Genomic DNA, 16,040 nt, shown 5'->3' with positions numbered 1-16,040 from the left:
CCGATGAGCAAACTAGAAACCCGGATCGGGCGGTTGCGTTTGAAAAACCCGGTGATTGCGGCGGCGGGCGAGCATCTGATTGACGCAGAGGGCATCCGCTCGGCCATTTTGGCCGGTGCGGGGGCGGTGGTCGGCAAATCGACCAATGAATCCGAGGCGGCCAAGGATCAGCTGACCCGCGCCGAATATGTCGCACTCGGGCCTGATTGGCGGCCCATGCCCTGGGGGGCTGACGCGCCCCCGGCGACGGTGCTGACCCGCTCGGGGCTTCATCCTTTGGGCTTTGCCGATTGGCTGGCGCAATCGGTCGAGATGGACCGTTTCGCGCGGGCGCATGACTGCCTCTATGTGCCCTCGCTGATCCTTGCCGCCCCCGAACCGGCGGTCGAGATGGCCCGCCAGATCGAGGCGGCGGGCTTTCGCGTGCTCGAATTCAACATCGGCACGCCCTATGCGAGCCAAGCCGCCAAGGGTGCCGTGGCAACCGAGCTCTCGCCCGAGCGCGTCGGTGCCCTGACCGCGATGATGGTCGCGGCGGTGAAGATCCCGGTCTGGATCAAGATCACCGGCCAAAGCGAGCGCGTGCCCGAGCTTGCACGCGCAGCCTTCGCGGCCGGGGCCGAAAGCGTCGTCATGGCGGGACGCGCGCTTGGGCTGGTCCCCGATCTCGAGACGATGGCGCCGATCCTTTCGACCAGTTGCGGGGTTGGCGGCTTTTGGAACCTGCCGCTGACCTGCCATTGGCTGGCGACCACGCGCGCGCTCCTCGGGCCCGAGGCCTCCCTCATCGGCATCAATGGCGCGACAAACGGCGCGGATGTCGCGCGGATGGTGCTCGCCGGGGCCTCGGCGGTCGGCCTCTCGTCAGCGGTCATGCTGCGCGGCTGGTCGGTCCTCTCGGGGGCCGTCGAAAGCCTCGAGGCCTATTGCGCCGAGAAAAACGTCACCGTCACCGAAATCACCGGCCGCGCGGCGGATGCCCGCAAGCGCTTTGCCGATATGCCGAAACTCGATGCGCAATGGCGCAACTTCATCCCCCCGGCGCTGCCCGACGCCCGGACCGACCTTCTGACCGGAGACCTCTGATGACCGATCTTACCCCCCGCATCGACGCGCTGATGAAAGGCGCGGTCGATCTGCACACCCATCCCGGCCCCTCGCTTCACCCGCGCAAGGTCGATCATATCGAGGTGGTGCGCGAAGCCAATGAGGCGGGAATGCGCGCGGTCCTGATCAAGGATCACTACTACCCGACCATGCCGGTCACCCGGCTGATCAACGATAATATGGGCTTTACGACGCAGGCGATCGGCGCGATCGTTCTGAACAATCCCGTCGGCGGGCTGAACCCTTCGGCAGTGGATTATGCGCTCAAACAGGGCGCGCGCGTGGTCTGGATGGCGACGGCCCATGCCAAGAACCATATGGATCACGAGGCCAAAGAGGCCGATTTCAAGAACAAATTCCCGGTCAATTCGAAAAAGACCGTCGCCGCTATTCCGACGGTTCTGGTCGATGACAAGGGTGCGGTGCTTGATGAGGTCAAAGAGATTCTTGATCTGATCGCGGAAAATGACGCGGTCGTCTCGGCGGGTCACCACCATATCAGCGAATGCTTTCCCTTCTATGAAGAGGCGCGCGCGCGCGGCGTCACGCGGCTTTTTCTGAACCATCCGACCTATGTCAACGAGGGCTCGATGGAGGATATCCGCCAGCTCGTCGCCATGGGCGTGAAGATGGAACATTCGATCTGCATGTTCGTGCCCTCTACCTTCCACATCTTCGACACTGACCATCTGCGCGAGGTGATTGCGGCGGCGGGCGTGGAAAACACGCTCTTTGGCTCGGATCTTGGCCAGAAGAACAACCCGACCCCGGTCGAGGGCTTCCGCCAGATCATCGAGGTGCTGATCGGGCTCGGTCACAGCGATGACGAGATCCGGCTGATGACCGCGACCAATGCGGCCCAACTCGCCGGGCTCGACGCATGAGCCTGCGCGCGCGCATTCTGGCGGGCGAGCTGGTCGTCGGCCCGTTCCAGAAGACCCCGAGCCCGCAGGTCACCGAACTTCTCGGGCGCGGCGGCGTCGATTTCGTCGTCGTCGATCAGGAACATGCGCCCATCGGGATCGAGGCGCTCGATTTGATCGCGCTGGCGGGCCGGGCGAGCGGGTTGCCGGTCCTGATCCGCGCGAGCCATGCGGCAGGGCCCGCAATCTGGCCCGCGCTCGATCTGGGCTGCGCGGGTGTCATGGTCCCCCATATCCGCAGCGCGCGCGAGGCGGTGACGGTGGCCGAGGCAATGAAATATGCGCGCGGACGCGGCTTTTCGCCCTCGGGTCGCGCCGGGAATTACGGCCGGATGAACCCCGCCGATTACCGCGCGCGCTCGGACGCCGAGACGGTCTTTCTCGCCCAGATCGAGGATGCCGCGGCGCTCCCCCATCTCGACGAGATCGCCGCCGTGCCCGAGGTCGATGTCCTGTTCATCGGCCCGCAGGATCTCGCGCTCTCGCTCGGGTGCACGGGCGATGCGCCCGAAATGCAGGCCGCCATCGATCAGGTCGCCGCTGCCGCGCAGCACCATGGCAAGGCGGCCGGGCTTTTCGTCGGCGATCCCGCGCAGATCGCACCGATGCGGGCGCGCGGCATTTCCGTTTTCGTCTGCGGCTCGGATCAGGGGCTGCTTCAAGGCGGCGCGCGCAGGCTCATGGCCGCCAGCCGCGACAGTTGAAAGGAACAAGAATGAACATCCATCAGATCGACTGGTCGACCCTCGAATGGAAGGAAATCCGCAAGGGCGTCGAGCAAAAGGCCTTTTCCGGCGCAGGCGCGACGCTGGCGCTCCATCGCCTGCAGCCCGGCCATGAGCCGCGCCCGCACAAACATCCGAACGAGCAGATTGCCTATATCGTCTCGGGCACGGCGGATTTTCACATCGGCGATCAGATCGTGCGCCTTGGCCCGGGCGGCATTGTCACCATCCCCGGCGATGTCATGCATCATGCGGTCGTTGTCGGCGATGAAGAGGTCATCAATATCGACGTCTTCACCCCGGCGCGGCCCGAATATGCACCCCTGCCCGAAGTCTGATCCGGCACGGATCTGACCCGCGCCCGCTGCGGCGCGCTTTTCCTCAAAATTCGCCATCTCCTCTCGGTACGGCCTGTCGTGGCCGCGCCTCCTCCCCCTATTGCCCGGAGCCTTCCCATGAGCAATTCCCCAGAGATTTCCCCTAGCCCCTCCCTGTTCATCGACGGCCACTGGACCGCCGGTTCGGGCAATCGTCGCGGCGCGGTGCTGAACCCCGCCACCGGCGCGCAGATCGGCGAGGTGGCTTTGGCCGAAGCCGCCGATCTCGACGCCGCGCTGGCCGCAGCGGCGCGCGCCTTTGGCCCGTGGTCGCGAACCTCGGCCTATGAGCGCGCGGCGATCCTGAAGCGCGCAGCCGCCTTGGCCCGTGCGCGCGCCGAGGAGATGGCGCAGGCGATGACGCGCGAACAGGGCAAGCCTTTGGCCGAGGCGCGGATGGAAGCAGGCGGCGCGGGCGATCACATCGACTGGTATGCCGAGGAAGCGCGCCGCACCTATGGCCGCGTCATCCCGACCCGCCAGCCCGAAGTCATGCAAAGCACCATCCTCGAACCCGTCGGCCCGGTCGCGGCCTTCAGCCCGTGGAACTTCCCGATCGGCCAGATCGTGCGCAAGATCGCGGGCGCGCTGGCGGCGGGCTGCACGATCATCGCCAAAGCACCCGAGGAAACCCCCTCTTGCATCATCATCCTGGTCAAATGCTTTGAGGAGGCGGGCGTGCCTGCGGGGGCGCTGAACCTCGTCTTTGGTGTGCCCGCCGAGATCTCCGCGCATCTGATCCCCTCGCCGGTGATCCGCAAGGTCTCGTTCACGGGCTCGGTGCAAGTCGGCCAGCATCTCGGCGCCATGGCCGCGCGCCATCTCAAGCGCACGACGATGGAGCTCGGCGGTCACGCCCCCTATATCGTCTGCGACGATTATGACATCGCCAAGGCCGCGGCCCTCGGCGCCGGGCTGAAATTCCGCAATGCCGGGCAGGTCTGCGCCTCGCCCACGCGCTTCCTGATCCAAGAGGCCGCCTTTGACGGTTTTGCCGAGGCCTTTGTCGCGGCCGCGCAAAGCCTCACGCTTGGCGAGGGCACGCAAGAGGGCGTGACCATGGGCCCGCTTGCCCATGCGAGGAGGCTCGATGCGATGCAGGCGCTGGTCGATGATGCGGTCGCGCAAGGCGCGCGGCTGCTGACCGGCGGCGCGCGCCACGGCAATACCGGCTTCTTCTTCCAGCCAACGGTTTTGGCGGATGTGCCGGTCTCGGCGCGGATCATGAACGAAGAGCCCTTCGGTCCGATCGCGATCCTGAACCGCTTCTCCGATCTCTCCGAGGCGATTGCGGAAGCGAACCGCCTGCCCTTCGGTCTGGCCGCTTTCGGCTTTTCCCATCGCACCGAGCGCACGCATGCGATGGTGCGCGGGATCGAGACCGGGATGCTCTCGCTCAACCATTTCGGCCTTGCCGCGCCTGAGACCCCGTTCGGCGGCGTCAAGGATTCGGGCCATGGATCAGAGGGCGGTTCGGAAGGCATTCAGGCCTATCTCACCACCAAATTCGTCTCGCAGCTGAACGGTTGAGCGGATGGAGAGCTTCGATCATATCGTGATCGGCGCAGGCTCGGGCGGCGCGGTTGTCACGCGCCGTCTGGTCGATGCCGGACGCTCGGTCCTGCTGCTCGAAGCAGGCCCGAGCGATCGCACCCCCTTCGTCCATATCCCCGGCACTTTCGTGCGCGTCATCGGCTCGCAGCGCACCTGGCCCTATGCGACCGAGCCCGAGCCCGGCGCTTTGGGACGGGTGATGAACGTGCCGCAGGGGCGCACGCTTGGCGGCTCGTCCTCGGTCAATGCGATGATCTATATTCGCGGCGATGCGCAGGATTACGACGGCTGGGCAGGTCTCGGCGCAACCGGCTGGTCCTATGCCGATGTCCTGCCCTATTTCCGCAAGGCCGAGGCGAATTGCCGTCTTGCCGATGAGTTCCACGGCACGGAAGGCCCCCTGACCGTCTCGGACCCCGCGCATCGCCATCCCTTAGCCTATGCGTTCCTGCGCGCGGCGCAACAGGCGGGCCTGCCGCTGACGCAGGATTTCAACGGGGCGAAACAAGAGGGCGTGGGCTTTTTCCAATCGACCACGCAGAACGGGCGGCGCGCATCGACGGCGGTGACCTATCTCGGCCCGATCCGCAAGAACCCGCGCCTGACCTTGCGCCATGGCGCCGAGGTCCAGCGTCTGCTGATCGAGAGCGACCGCGTTTACGGCGTCGAGGTCCGCATGAGCAATGGTCAGGTCCAGAGCTTTACCGCGCGCCATGAGGTCATTCTCTCGGCGGGTGGGCTCGGGACGCCGAAAATCCTGATGCTGTCGGGGATCGGCCCGGAGGAGGCTTTGGCCCCGCATGGGATCGCGCAGAGCCATCGGCTCGACGGGGTTGGCCGGAATTATCAGGACCATATCGCGGCTTCGGTCTATGGCGGGCTGCGCGATCCGATCAGCCTTTACGGCGCGGATCGCGGGCTGCGCGCGGTCCGGCTGATGGCGCAATATCTGCTGACGCGGACCGGGATTCTCGCCTCGAATGTGATTGAATCGGGCGGTTTTCTGGATACCGCGGGCACGGGCCGCCCGGATGTCCAGATCCATGTCGTGCCAGTGCTGGTCGGTGATGCCGACCGCGCGCCGCCCCAGCAGCATGGGATTTCGCTGAACCCCTGCTGTCTGCGCCCGACCTCTCGCGGCGTGGTCACCCTGCACAGTGCCGATCCGCGCGCTTTGCCGGTTCTTCATGCCAACAATCTCTCGACCGATCACGACATCCAGACCATGATGCGCGGGGTCTCGCTCTGCCGTCGCATCCTGCGGGCGCCTGCCTTGGCGAGTCTTCTGACCGAGGAGCTCGCGCCCGGCCCCGCCGGTGACACGCCCGAGGGGCTCGAGGCGCATTGCCGCCGCTTTGCCAAGACCGTCTTCCACCCCTCTTGCACCGCGAAGATGGGGGTCGATGATCTCGCGGTCGTCGATCCGACACTGAGGCTGCGGGGCATGAAAGGACTGCGGATCGCGGATTGCTCGGTCATGCCCGCGCTGGTCAGCGGCAATACCAATGCGCCGACAATCATGATCGGCGAACGCTGCGCCGATTTCATTCTGAGCGGTCAATGAAAAGACGCCGGGAGAGATGCCCGGCGTTTGCCTTTGCAGGCCCCAACGCGTCTCGCGGACAGATCAAGACAAACGGAACAGCCCGGGCCAGCAGGTCCGGCTCTGCGTCAACAGATTGTCTTGGTTCAGTTTTTCAGAAATTTGGCTGGGGCGGTAGGATTCGAACCTACGGTACACGGTACCAAAAACCGATGCCTTACCACTTGGCCACGCCCCAACTGAGGGTGCTTCTAGACAAGCTTTTCGGCGGCTGCAACCCCATCAGGCGTCAGGAATGACAGTTCCGAGACAATTTCTTCACGCTTCGGCCTTATGCCCGAATGGCTCATCTCTTGTCCCCGGATTACGCGGCCCGAAGTACTCCGCTTCCTCCGCGATTACGGGCGCGCCGATGCCTCTGCTTCGGCCAGCTCACGCCCGAGTTCGGCCATCAGCTCCGCCGCAGGGCGGCTGCCCGCCCGCGCGGCCTGCGTGCCCGACCATTGCGCGCCAAAGCCGCTTTCGCCCTGCGCCTTCGCCGCCGCATTCAGGCTTTTGCCAAGATCGTAAGCGCAGGGGTAAGAGGCGACCTCGCTCGCGGCGACATCCTCGCCCCAAGCCGTGAAACGATTGGTCAGACAGCGCGCCGGACGCCCCGAGATCACCCGCGTCATCACCGTCTCGCCCCCCGAGGCCATCCGCGCGCGATAGGCCGCATCAGCCGCGCTTTCAGGGCAGCCGACAAAGGCCGTCCCGAGCTGCGCCGCCGCCGCGCCATTAGCCAAGGCGCGACGGATATCGGCGCCGTCCATAATGCCTCCCGCCGCGATTACCGGCACCGAGATCTCACGCACCAAGAGCCGGGTCAGATCGGCGCAGGACAGCCGCTCATCCGGCCCATTGGGGTCGAAGATGCCGCGATGCCCCCCAGCCTCCCAACCCTGCGCGATCACGCCATGACACCCCGCCGCGACAATCGCGCGCGCCTCGGCCAGTGAGGTGGCGCTGACAAGAATGACCAGCCCCGCCCCCCGCATCGCCGCAATCTGATGGGGCAAGGGCAGACCGAAATGGAAGCTCACAACCGCCGGGCGCGTCGCGAGCACAAGCTCGAGGAAGGCATCGGTGCTGCGAAAGCTCTCATAGATCTCGGCCAGCGCCGCTGGCGGCACCGCGCCATAATCGGCAAAGAGCGGCGCCATGCGCGCGATCCAGCGCGCCTCGAGCGCCGCATCGCGGCGGGCGGGTTCGTGGCAGAAGAAATTGACGTTGAAAGGCGCCTGCGTCCGGGCCTTCAGCTCGGCGATGGCCGTGCCCGCCGCCGCAACATTTGAGGCACCCAGCCCCAGCGCGCCAAGCCCGCCTGCCTCGGAAACCGCCGCCGCAAGTGCCGGCGTGGAGACCCCGGCCATGGGCGCTTGAAAAATCGGCAGATCAATCGGGACCAGATTGCGCAAGGCGTGAGACATCGTCATCAGAGGCTCCTTCATCTTGTCCGAAAGAATGCTCCTGCCGCCGCGCGGTTGCAATCACTGGCGTCCGGGATTGTCCAAAGCTTGGACCTGCCAGACCAAAGCCTGCCCCGCAAAGAAGAACACGGGACCGAGGCCCCGTGCTTCTGCGACTTGTCTGATGTGGTAGGGATAATCGGACTCGAACCGATACGGCTTGCGCCAGCAGATTTTGAGTCTGCCGTGTCTACCATTCCACCATATCCCCAAACTCAACCGAGCTTGCGCTTGCCCGAGCCGTAAAGTGTGGCGCGTGCAATGGCTTGCAAATAACGGGCTTCCCCGCGCTCGGCAAGCCCTTTGCTGAGCTTCCTCAGGCGAGACCGAGTTTTTTCAACCGGGCATCGCGCAGTTGCGCGAAATCGTCGCCGGCATGATAGCTCGACCGCGTGAGCGGCGTCGCCGAGACCATCAGGAAACCCTTGCCAAAGGCAGCGCGCTGATAGCTTTCGAACTCTTCGGGCGTGACGAAACGATCGACGCGGTGGTGTTTCGGCGTCGGCTGAAGATATTGGCCGATGGTCATGAAATCGATATCGGCAGCGCGCATATCGTCCATGACCTGCAAGACGCCCTGACGGTCCTCGCCCAGCCCAACCATGATTCCGGATTTGGTGAACATCGCCGGATCAAGCTCTTTCACGCGCTGCAACAGCCGCAGCGAATGGAAATAGCGCGCGCCCGGACGGACCGTGGGATAAAGCCCCGGCACGGTTTCGAGGTTGTGGTTGAAGACATCGGGCCGCGCTTCGACGACGGTTTCGAGCGCGCCCGGCTTTGATTTCAGAAAGTCGGGGGTCAGGACCTCGATCGTCGATTTCGGCGAGCGGTGGCGGATCGCGCGGATGGTCTGGGCGAAATGCTCGGCCCCGCCATCGTCAAGATCGTCGCGGTCGACCGAGGTCAGCACGACATGGTTCAGCCCGAGCTTTTGGACGGCATGAGCGACGCGGCCCGGCTCGAAGACATCGAGCGCATTCGGTTTGCCGGTCTGGACGTTGCAGAACGAACAGCCGCGCGTGCAGATCTCGCCCATGATCATCATGGTGGCGTGACCCTGGCTCCAGCATTCGCCGACGTTGGGGCAACCGGCCTCTTCGCAGACGGTGGACAGACGGTTTTCGCGCAGGATGTCGCGGGTTTGCTTATAGCCCTCGCTCGTCGGCGCCTTGACGCGGATCCAGGACGGCTTCTTGGGCTGGGCCTGATCCGGTCGGTGAGCCTTTTCAGGGTGACGCAGCTGGGGTGGCAGGTCGGCCATGGCAATTCCCTCGGATAATTTCCGATTAACTTAGAACCTTCTCTTCGCTTGATCAACGCCGCCACCACGACAGAATGAAGACATTCCTCAGGATCTTCGGCCCCCACCGCGGGGCCCGACCATGTGACGAAAGTATTAGTGATGAAAACCGGCGAAACCGTTCCGTTTGTTACCTTCCAAACCCGGGTGCGTGACGACTCACTGCCCGGTCCGAATCCCTATCGCTGGCAACCGATGACCAGCGACGATTATTTCAAGCACCGCCGCGTGCTGCTTTTTTCGCTGCCGGGCGCTTTTACGCCCACCTGCACGACCTATCAGCTTCCCGGCTTTGAGGCCGCAGCAGTCGGTCTCAAGGCACTTGGCCTTGATGAGATCTACTGCATCTCGGTCAATGACAGCTTCGTCATGAACCAATGGGCCAAAAGCCTTGATCTCGATATGGTCCAGGTGATCCCGGATGGCTCGGGGGAGTTCACCGAGCGCATGGGCATGTTGGTGCGCAAGGACAATCTCGGCTTTGGCGCCCGCAGCTGGCGTTATGCCGCGATCGTCAATGACGGCGTGATCGAGGCCTGGTTCGAGGAGCCCGGTCGGGTCGACGATTGCCCAAGTGATCCCTATGGCGCGACTTCACCGCAGTCGATCCTGGACTGGTTGCGCGATAATCCGGCCAAGAACGCCGCCTGACGCGCGCGGGCTTGCAGGTCACCCGATCAGCGGCAGGCCGTCGCCATATTCCTTGCGGTAATGCATGTCCAACCGGATGAGCGCGAGACGAAGTACGATTTTGCCCGAACGCGCCGACCAACCCAGGCGCCGCTCGGTGGTTTCGATCCCTTCGAGATAGCAGCAGACCCGCAGGCAAAGGTCGCCCATCCCCGGACCCAGCTCGCGCAGGGCAGCGGCGACCCGATTGCGCGCGCTGTCCGAGCCGCCGCCGAACCCCCGGCCGAAGGAGGAGCTTTGCGTCCCCGCCGTCAGAAAACTGTCCCAGTTCTGGGCGACGCGTGGGCCAAGCTGGGCAAGCTCGAAATCATCGCGCAGGCGCTCGCCCGCCGCGATCAGCTCTGGTGCCAGAAACGGTCGGCCATCGGCGTCAAGGCGGCGGCCCAGCAGGCGCAGCGGGCTTTCGGCGAGGTTGACGCGAAAGCGGCGGCGGGTGCCGTCTTCGGGGTCTTCGAGCACGCGTTCGCCCCAAAGACGCTGCGCCGCACGCTGTTCGTCCTCCCCCTCAGCCTGAGGGGCGGACTCGGGTTGACCGACCGGAACCGCCTCGTCGAAATCGGCGCGACGGGGCAGCCCCCGCGCCTGATGCCCGCCAATTGCCGCCTTCAGCACCTCGCGCCCGGCCGTCGAGATCACATAATGGCTCATCCGCCCCCGCGCCTTCAGCGTGATCCAGCCGTTCATCGCCATCTTCTCGGCAAGGTTGCGGTCAAGGATCGCGGTCCGGATCTCGTCACGCGCGACAATCGCCTTATCCATCCCCTCGGCGACGATCAGCACCGCACGCGCTTCGCTCAGACGACGCAAAATCCGGCGCAATTGCTCGGTCTCGCGCCGCTTGAGCGGCTCTTGGCGATCAGCATTCGGCTGGTGCAGCGCCTTTTCCAGCGCCTGATCAACGACCGGATCATCGCGCCGCTCTTCGATTCGGCGAATACGGCGCAAAATGGTCGAGGCATGGCAGCCCGCCTCGCGCGCCAAGGCCCGAATGGTTTCCCCACCTTCGATATGGCGCAGATAATAGGTCAAATCGTCGAGATGGGGGATCGCGCTCACCGGCCCGGCCATATCAGGCGCAGGCACGGCGCCATGTCCGACGAGCATTCCGGAGGCACTTGTGTCTGCGGCAAAATCGCCCGGCAGTATTGTCATGATAAATTCCTTTTCCGGCCTGCATGAGACCGTGGCAGCGGTCTCTGTCGGGTTAAAAACGTGAGTTCCGTTCACTCGGGAACTCATTACGAATTGCGTAACAATTCCTAACAAACCCTAAAGACTTGCTGCCGTTGCGTGCGCTGCGGCCCCCTTCCGCGCAACGCCCGCCACCTCACGCTTAACTGGCCGGACATCCCAAGCCACGAGGTCATGATGAGCGTGATGCCCGAGACCAATCCGCTTTGCCTGAAACTGTTTGCCCGCCCGCTGCGACGGCCCCGGCTGCTGGTCGAGACCGCCCGCCACGGCCTGCCCCTGTGGCGGCGCAACCGCGATCTGCGCCGCCTGTTGCCGGGCGAGGATATCCCCTCGCCCAAGGCCAACCTGGCCCGGCTTTATCCCGAAGAGCAGCGCCTGGATCGCGCGCGTCAGAGCGGCGCGGCGGATTATCAACTCCGCCGCCATATCCTGATCCTGATCGCGATTCTTGCGGAGCGGGGCGAGCTCGCAGCCGAGACCGCCCCAACGCTTATTTTCCCCGCAAAAACGTCCCGAGCGCACCCCTGAGCATCCGCCCCGCCTCGGCGCCCGCCTGTCGTGCAAGGCTTTTGCCGAAGGTGGTGATGATGGAATCGCTCTGCCTGCCGCGCGTCGCGCTTTGCGTCGAGCCTTTCGTGGCGCTTGTCGTTGCGCTGGAATGACCGGCGGGCTCGTAACGGCGACCGCGATTGAACTCGCCTTGACCGGCGCTCGCATCACCAGTTTGGCCCGTGCCGTCCGCAGAGGTGCCCATTGCGCTCCCCGACTGGGCGCGCCGCGCCAGAATCTCATAGGCGGAATCGCGGTCGATCGTCTGATCGTATTTCGCCGCCATCGGCGAGGCCGCCAGAATCGCCGCGCGCTCGGCGTCCGTGATCGTGCCCAACCGCGCATAGGGCGGGCGGATCAGCGTGCGCTCGACAATGCCCGGAACCCCTTTGGGTTCCAGAAACGAAGTCACCGCCTCGCCCGTCCCGACATGCTGGATCGCCGCGGCGGTATCGAAGGCTGGGTTCGGGCGATAGTTTTCCGCCGCCATCCGCAAGGCTTTCTGATCCTTGGCGGTAAAGGCGCGCAGCGCGTGCTGGACGCGGTTGCCAAGCTGGCTCAGCACCTGATCGGGCAAATCCGCCGGATTTTGCGAGATAAACCAGACGCTGACCCCTTTTGAGCGGATCAGCCGCGCCACCTGCTCGATCTTCGCGATCAGCGCGGGCGAGGCGTTGTTGAACAGCAGATGCGCCTCGTCGAAGAAAAAGGCGATCTTCGGTTTGTCAGGATCGCCGACCTCGGGCAGCTGCTCGAAAAGTTCGGACATCAGCCAAAGCAGGAAGGTCGCATAAAGCGTCGGCGCATTCATCATCCGCTCGGCGGCGAGAATATTGATCATCCCGCGGCCCGCCCCATCGGTCCGGATCAAATCGGCCAGCGCCAGCGCAGGTTCACCGAACAAAAGCTGGCCGCCTTCGTTTTCGAGCACCAGCAGCGAGCGCTGGATGGCGCCAACCGAGGCCGTCGAGACATTGCCGTATTTCAGGCTCAGCTCTTTGGCGTTCTGACCGACCCAGACCAGCATGGATTGCAGGTCCTTCAGATCGAGAAGCGCGAGCCCCTGCTCATCGGCGGCGCGGAACGCGATGTTCAGGACCCCTTCCTGCGCATCGGTCAGCCCCATCAGCCGCGAGAGCAGCAAGGGCCCCATTTCGGTCGGCGTGGTGCGGACGGGATGGCCCTCCTCGCCCCAGACATCCCAGAAAGTCACCGGAAAGGCCTGATACTCCATCTCGCAGCCGATGGTCTCGGCGCGGCTTTGAAAGCTCGCCGCGAGCTTCGCATCCCCGCCGCCGATCTGGCTCAGCCCCGCGAGATCGCCCTTCACATCGGCCAGAAAGACCGGCACCCCGGCGAGCGAAAAGGATTCGGCCAAAGTTTGCAGCGTCACGGTCTTGCCCGTGCCGGTTGCGCCCGCGATCAGCCCGTGCCGGTTGGCATATTTCAAGAGCAGCGTTTGCGGGCTGTGATAGCCCTCGCCCCCACCTCCGACAAAGACGGTTCCTTCTTCAAGATTGATGGCCTTGAGCATTTATGCACCTCGGATCGGCAAAAAAGCGCAGAGAGAGAGACTGGACAATACAAACTTTACCAATCTGTGCCAATCTGGTCCCATCGCACCCTTGTGATGTGGTGCGATACTTCCTCCCTGTTGGACTGTCGCGCCTTCGGGCGCGACTTTTTTTCTCTCAACCGGGCATCCGCGCACCTAACCAATCAGATAGTTGACGGTTTCACGACACGAAACTAGCTTTTGATGAATAATGACCGGCAAGTCCGGCAGGGATGGTTGAAACAAGGTCCAGCAGAAATGCTGGACCTTATCTTTTGGAACTTTTTCCGACCTTTGCGAGATTCACCTGTGCGGCCGCGTTTCCGTGCGCCCCGTGACAGAAACGGCGCGAATCTGTGAAGGCAGCCGCGCCGTTCTGCCCTGACAAGGCTCTTGGGCCGTGCTAGGAGCGGAGCAAGAGCAAAAACCAAAGGAAGAGGACCATGGTTTACAGGACTTCCCCCGCGCTGATCGCAGCGGTTTTCTCCATCGCCAGCAGCGCGGGAATGGCGTTCGCTCAGGACACCACCGCACCTGCCGCCACCCCTGAGGCTCCGGCAGCGGCCGCCCCTGCTGAAACCACCCCGGCTCCGGCGACGACCGAAGCCGCACCTGCCGCAGCCGCTCCGGCTGCCGCTGCTCCGGCCGCCCCTGCGGCAGCTGCTCCGGCAGCGCCGGCGATTCCGACCAGCGCCGCTGACGCTCAGATCGGCCAGACCTATGTCAAGACCACCCATGGCGACTGGGCCCTGCGCTGCATCAAGACGCCCGATGGGAAAGACCCCTGCGAGCTCTATCAGCTTCTGAAGGATTCGGACGGCGGCGCCGTGGCCGAGGCCTCGGTCGTGCCGGTTTCGGGCAAAGTTTCGGCCATCATCACCTTGGTTGCGCCGCTGGAAACCGATCTCCAGCACGGTCTGGTGCTTCAAGTCGATGCGAACAAGCCGCAGGCCTATCCCTTCATGGTTTGCGCGCAGATGGGCTGTATTGCCCGCGTCGGCGTGAACGATGCCGAGCTTGCGACGCTCAAAAAAGGCAAAGGCGCCACGGTCACGGTTTCGCCCTTCGGTGCTCCGCCCGATCAGGTCGTCAAGCTGAACCTCTCGCTCACCGGCTTCACCGCGGGCATGGATGCCGTGACCGCGATCATGAAAGAGCTGGAAGCAACTGCTCCGGCCGCACCGGCTGCACCCGCCGCGCAGTAAATCATGCGATAAGATGCGAAAGGGGCGCCGTCGGGCGCCCCTTTTTCATATCCGCAGATGATCTGTCGCCCAGCTCCGCATCTGCGGAACCGGGCTGCGCAACGCGATTACTTGGCGCTGTCGATCGAAAGCGCGACAAAGCGCGGCTCACCCGCGCGACGCACAAGAATCAGGATCGACTTGCGGCCCGCCTCTTTCGCTTGCGAGATCTGGCTTTGCAGATCGTCCAAAGACGCGACCGGCTGCTGGCCCGCTTCGGTGATGACATCGCCCGCAGCCAGCCCCTTGTCAGACGCCGCACCCGTCGAATCGACCGATTGCACGACAAGACCCTTCATGTCCTTCGACACGCCAAGTTCAGCCGCGATTTCGGGCGTGAGCGGCGCGACCGTCATTCCGAGCAGATCCGAGGCGCTGGCCTTGGCCGAATCGACCGTGGTGCTGGCCGTCGGACCACCCTCGGCCAGCTCGCGCCGCCCAAGCGTCACCTGCAAGTCGACCGGCTTGCCCTCGCGCAGCACGGTCACATCGACCTTCTCGCCAACCGGCGCATCGGCGACATGGCGCAGCAACTCGCGGATATCCTTGACATCGCCACCCGCGAATTTGGTGATGATATCGCCCGCTTTCATTCCGGCATCCGCAGCCGGGCCTGCCGGAACATCGGTCACCAGTGCGCCGCTTTGCGCCGCCAGCCCCAAAGAATCGGCGATATCCGGCGTCACGTCCTGAATTTTGACGCCAAGCCAGCCGCGCCGGGTCTCACCGAACTGTTCAAGCTGCTGCACGACCTTGGCCACGACATTCGACGCCATCGAGAAGCCAATCCCGATCGAGCCGCCATTCGGCGACAAAATCGCCGTGTTCACGCCAATGACCTCGCCATCCATATTGAAAAGCGGGCCGCCGGAGTTGCCCCGGTTGATTGCCGCATCGGTCTGGATGAAATCGTCATAGCTGCCGGTCAAAGCGCGGTTGCGCGCCGAGACGATCCCGGTCGTCGCCGAGAAGCCCTGCCCAAGCGGGTTGCCGAGCGCCAGCACCAGGTCGCCGACCCGCGCCTTGTCGCTGTCACCAAATTTGACGAAGGGCAGTTTGTCCGGGCTTTCGACCTTGAGCACGGCGATGTCGGTCTTGTCATCCTTGCCCACGACCTTCGCCGGCAGGCGCTTGCCCGAATAGAACTCGACCTCGATCTCATCAGCGCCGTCGATGACGTGGTTGTTCGTCACGATCAGCCCATCGGCCGAAACGACGAAACCCGAGCCGAGCGCATTTGATTTCTGCTCGGCCTGCGGTCGCCCACCACGTCCATCCGGCCCCGGGAAGCCGAAGTCACGGAAGAGGTCGGAAAACGGGCTGCCCTCGGGGAAGAAGGGATTGCCGCCGGCCGGAGCGGCGACAGTCGCGGTGGTGGTGATATTGACCACGGCCGGGCTGACCTGCTCGACCAGATCCGCGAAGCTTGTCAGGACCGGATGGCTCGCCTTGTCCGTGAGCGAGCTGTTGTCATTCGCGGCGCCTTGCGCATGGCTCGCCGCTTCCTGCGCGATCACCGGGCTCAGCGCCAGCGCCAGAACGACGCTCGACGCGGTCAGGAGATAGCGGGGGGAAAATGTCTTCATGAGGATCCGCTCCATGGGGTTCGACTGTCAGCCCGAAAGCTGTCAGCCACATATGTGCGATGAAAGGATAAATCCGCGCCGTTGCAAATAAATCACCCTCTCGGACAGTGAACTGATCGTGACCAGCCCGAGAGGAAACGGAAAAGCCGACCCCAGGTTCCGGGATCGGCTTAAAGTTGTTC

Annotated in this window: 14 protein-coding genes and 2 tRNA genes; 9 read left to right on the top strand and 7 right to left on the bottom strand. The window is 64.1% G+C overall.

The window, feature by feature from the left end; translation table 11 throughout:
• Positions 1-3: 3 nt before the first annotated feature.
• The 6 genes from JCM7686_RS06945 (at position 4) to JCM7686_RS06920 (ending at position 6,250) form a co-directional block, all read left to right on the top strand.
• Positions 4-1,086: a beta/alpha barrel domain-containing protein gene (locus JCM7686_RS06945; RefSeq protein ID WP_020950143.1), complete on the top strand. Its 1,083-nt coding sequence runs from the start codon at positions 4-6 to the stop codon at positions 1,084-1,086.
• Entirely contained in the window at positions 1,086-1,991 is a 906-nt protein-coding gene (locus tag JCM7686_RS06940) for a DUF6282 family protein (protein WP_020950142.1), read from the top strand. The genes JCM7686_RS06945 and JCM7686_RS06940 overlap by 1 nt, the downstream gene beginning before the upstream one ends.
• Positions 1,988-2,734 (top strand): HpcH/HpaI aldolase family protein, encoded by a 747-nt coding sequence (locus tag JCM7686_RS06935; protein WP_020950141.1) that lies wholly within the window; start codon positions 1,988-1,990, stop codon positions 2,732-2,734. Before JCM7686_RS06940 ends, JCM7686_RS06935 begins: the two co-directional genes overlap by 4 nt.
• Positions 2,735-2,745: 11 nt before the next feature.
• Positions 2,746-3,093 (top strand): cupin domain-containing protein, encoded by a 348-nt coding sequence (locus tag JCM7686_RS06930; RefSeq protein ID WP_020950140.1) that lies wholly within the window; start codon positions 2,746-2,748, stop codon positions 3,091-3,093.
• A 117-nt stretch (positions 3,094-3,210) separates the two neighbouring features.
• Positions 3,211-4,662, top strand: a complete 1,452-nt coding sequence (locus tag JCM7686_RS06925; protein WP_020950139.1) for an NAD-dependent succinate-semialdehyde dehydrogenase — start codon at positions 3,211-3,213, stop codon at positions 4,660-4,662.
• Between the two features lie 4 nt (positions 4,663-4,666).
• Positions 4,667-6,250: a GMC family oxidoreductase gene (locus JCM7686_RS06920; RefSeq protein WP_020950138.1), complete on the top strand. Its 1,584-nt coding sequence runs from the start codon at positions 4,667-4,669 to the stop codon at positions 6,248-6,250.
• Between the two features lie 142 nt (positions 6,251-6,392).
• Here the strand turns inward: JCM7686_RS06920 and JCM7686_RS06915 are convergent.
• The 4 genes from JCM7686_RS06915 to lipA form a co-directional block, all read right to left on the bottom strand.
• Positions 6,393-6,467 (bottom strand) — tRNA-Gln (locus JCM7686_RS06915).
• A gap of 160 nt (positions 6,468-6,627) precedes the next feature.
• Positions 6,628-7,704, bottom strand: coding sequence for an NAD(P)H-dependent flavin oxidoreductase (locus JCM7686_RS06910; protein WP_020950137.1), 1,077 nt, complete (start codon positions 7,702-7,704; stop codon positions 6,628-6,630).
• Positions 7,705-7,864: 160 nt separating this feature from the next.
• Positions 7,865-7,948 (bottom strand) — tRNA-Leu (locus JCM7686_RS06905).
• Positions 7,949-8,053: 105 nt separating this feature from the next.
• On the bottom strand, positions 8,054-9,001 hold the full coding sequence (gene lipA / locus JCM7686_RS06900) for a lipoyl synthase (RefSeq protein ID WP_020950136.1): 948 nt from the start codon (positions 8,999-9,001) through the stop codon (positions 8,054-8,056).
• Between the two features lie 141 nt (positions 9,002-9,142).
• Between lipA and JCM7686_RS06895 the strand changes: the two genes are divergently transcribed.
• Positions 9,143-9,691 (top strand): peroxiredoxin, encoded by a 549-nt coding sequence (locus JCM7686_RS06895; protein ID WP_041527192.1) that lies wholly within the window; start codon positions 9,143-9,145, stop codon positions 9,689-9,691.
• An 18-nt stretch (positions 9,692-9,709) separates the two neighbouring features.
• Here the strand turns inward: JCM7686_RS06895 and JCM7686_RS06890 are convergent, their stop codons facing one another.
• Complete coding sequence (locus JCM7686_RS06890; RefSeq protein ID WP_020950134.1) at positions 9,710-10,882, bottom strand: DUF6456 domain-containing protein; 1,173 nt, start codon at positions 10,880-10,882, stop codon at positions 9,710-9,712.
• A 216-nt stretch (positions 10,883-11,098) separates the two neighbouring features.
• On the opposite strand from JCM7686_RS06890, the gene JCM7686_RS06885 reads away from it, so the two are divergent.
• On the top strand, positions 11,099-11,452 hold the full coding sequence (locus JCM7686_RS06885) for a DUF6477 family protein (RefSeq protein ID WP_020950133.1): 354 nt from the start codon (positions 11,099-11,101) through the stop codon (positions 11,450-11,452).
• Here JCM7686_RS06885 and JCM7686_RS06880 read toward each other — a convergent pair.
• The gene (locus JCM7686_RS06880; RefSeq protein WP_020950132.1) at positions 11,415-13,007 is read right to left on the bottom strand and encodes a helicase HerA-like domain-containing protein; all 1,593 of its coding nucleotides are present in this window, start codon (positions 13,005-13,007) and stop codon (positions 11,415-11,417) included. The genes JCM7686_RS06885 and JCM7686_RS06880 overlap by 38 nt on opposite strands.
• A 464-nt stretch (positions 13,008-13,471) precedes the next feature.
• Between JCM7686_RS06880 and JCM7686_RS06875 the strand changes: the two genes are divergently transcribed.
• The gene (locus JCM7686_RS06875) at positions 13,472-14,233 is read left to right on the top strand and encodes an invasion associated locus B family protein (protein ID WP_020950131.1); all 762 of its coding nucleotides are present in this window, start codon (positions 13,472-13,474) and stop codon (positions 14,231-14,233) included.
• A 107-nt stretch (positions 14,234-14,340) separates the two neighbouring features.
• On the opposite strand, the gene JCM7686_RS06870 is transcribed toward JCM7686_RS06875, so the two are convergent.
• Positions 14,341-15,858: a DegQ family serine endoprotease gene (locus tag JCM7686_RS06870; protein WP_020950130.1), complete on the bottom strand. Its 1,518-nt coding sequence runs from the start codon at positions 15,856-15,858 to the stop codon at positions 14,341-14,343.
• Positions 15,859-16,040 lie beyond the last annotated feature (182 nt).

Source organism: Paracoccus aminophilus JCM 7686, assembly GCF_000444995.1.
Lineage (GTDB): Bacteria > Pseudomonadota > Alphaproteobacteria > Rhodobacterales > Rhodobacteraceae > Paracoccus > Paracoccus aminophilus.
The sequence above is the reverse complement of the archived record's forward strand: the minus strand, read 5'-3'. Positions and strand labels throughout refer to the sequence as shown.

Coding starts and splice junctions, on each gene's coding strand:
- JCM7686_RS06870 (WP_020950130.1), bottom strand. CDS start 15,858: ATGAAGACATTTTCCCCCCGCTATCTCCTGACCGCGTCGAGCGTCGTT.
- JCM7686_RS06935 (WP_020950141.1), top strand. CDS start 1,988: ATGAGCCTGCGCGCGCGCATTCTGGCGGGCGAGCTGGTCGTCGGCCCG.
- JCM7686_RS06940 (WP_020950142.1), top strand. CDS start 1,086: ATGACCGATCTTACCCCCCGCATCGACGCGCTGATGAAAGGCGCGGTC.
- JCM7686_RS06920 (WP_020950138.1), top strand. CDS start 4,667: ATGGAGAGCTTCGATCATATCGTGATCGGCGCAGGCTCGGGCGGCGCG.
- JCM7686_RS06885 (WP_020950133.1), top strand. CDS start 11,099: ATGAGCGTGATGCCCGAGACCAATCCGCTTTGCCTGAAACTGTTTGCC.
- JCM7686_RS06880 (WP_020950132.1), bottom strand. CDS start 13,007: ATGCTCAAGGCCATCAATCTTGAAGAAGGAACCGTCTTTGTCGGAGGT.
- JCM7686_RS06875 (WP_020950131.1), top strand. CDS start 13,472: ATGGTTTACAGGACTTCCCCCGCGCTGATCGCAGCGGTTTTCTCCATC.
- JCM7686_RS06910 (WP_020950137.1), bottom strand. CDS start 7,704: ATGACGATGTCTCACGCCTTGCGCAATCTGGTCCCGATTGATCTGCCG.
- JCM7686_RS06925 (WP_020950139.1), top strand. CDS start 3,211: ATGAGCAATTCCCCAGAGATTTCCCCTAGCCCCTCCCTGTTCATCGAC.
- lipA (WP_020950136.1), bottom strand. CDS start 9,001: ATGGCCGACCTGCCACCCCAGCTGCGTCACCCTGAAAAGGCTCACCGA.
- JCM7686_RS06930 (WP_020950140.1), top strand. CDS start 2,746: ATGAACATCCATCAGATCGACTGGTCGACCCTCGAATGGAAGGAAATC.
- JCM7686_RS06895 (WP_041527192.1), top strand. CDS start 9,143: ATGAAAACCGGCGAAACCGTTCCGTTTGTTACCTTCCAAACCCGGGTG.
- JCM7686_RS06945 (WP_020950143.1), top strand. CDS start 4: ATGAGCAAACTAGAAACCCGGATCGGGCGGTTGCGTTTGAAAAACCCG.
- JCM7686_RS06890 (WP_020950134.1), bottom strand. CDS start 10,882: ATGACAATACTGCCGGGCGATTTTGCCGCAGACACAAGTGCCTCCGGA.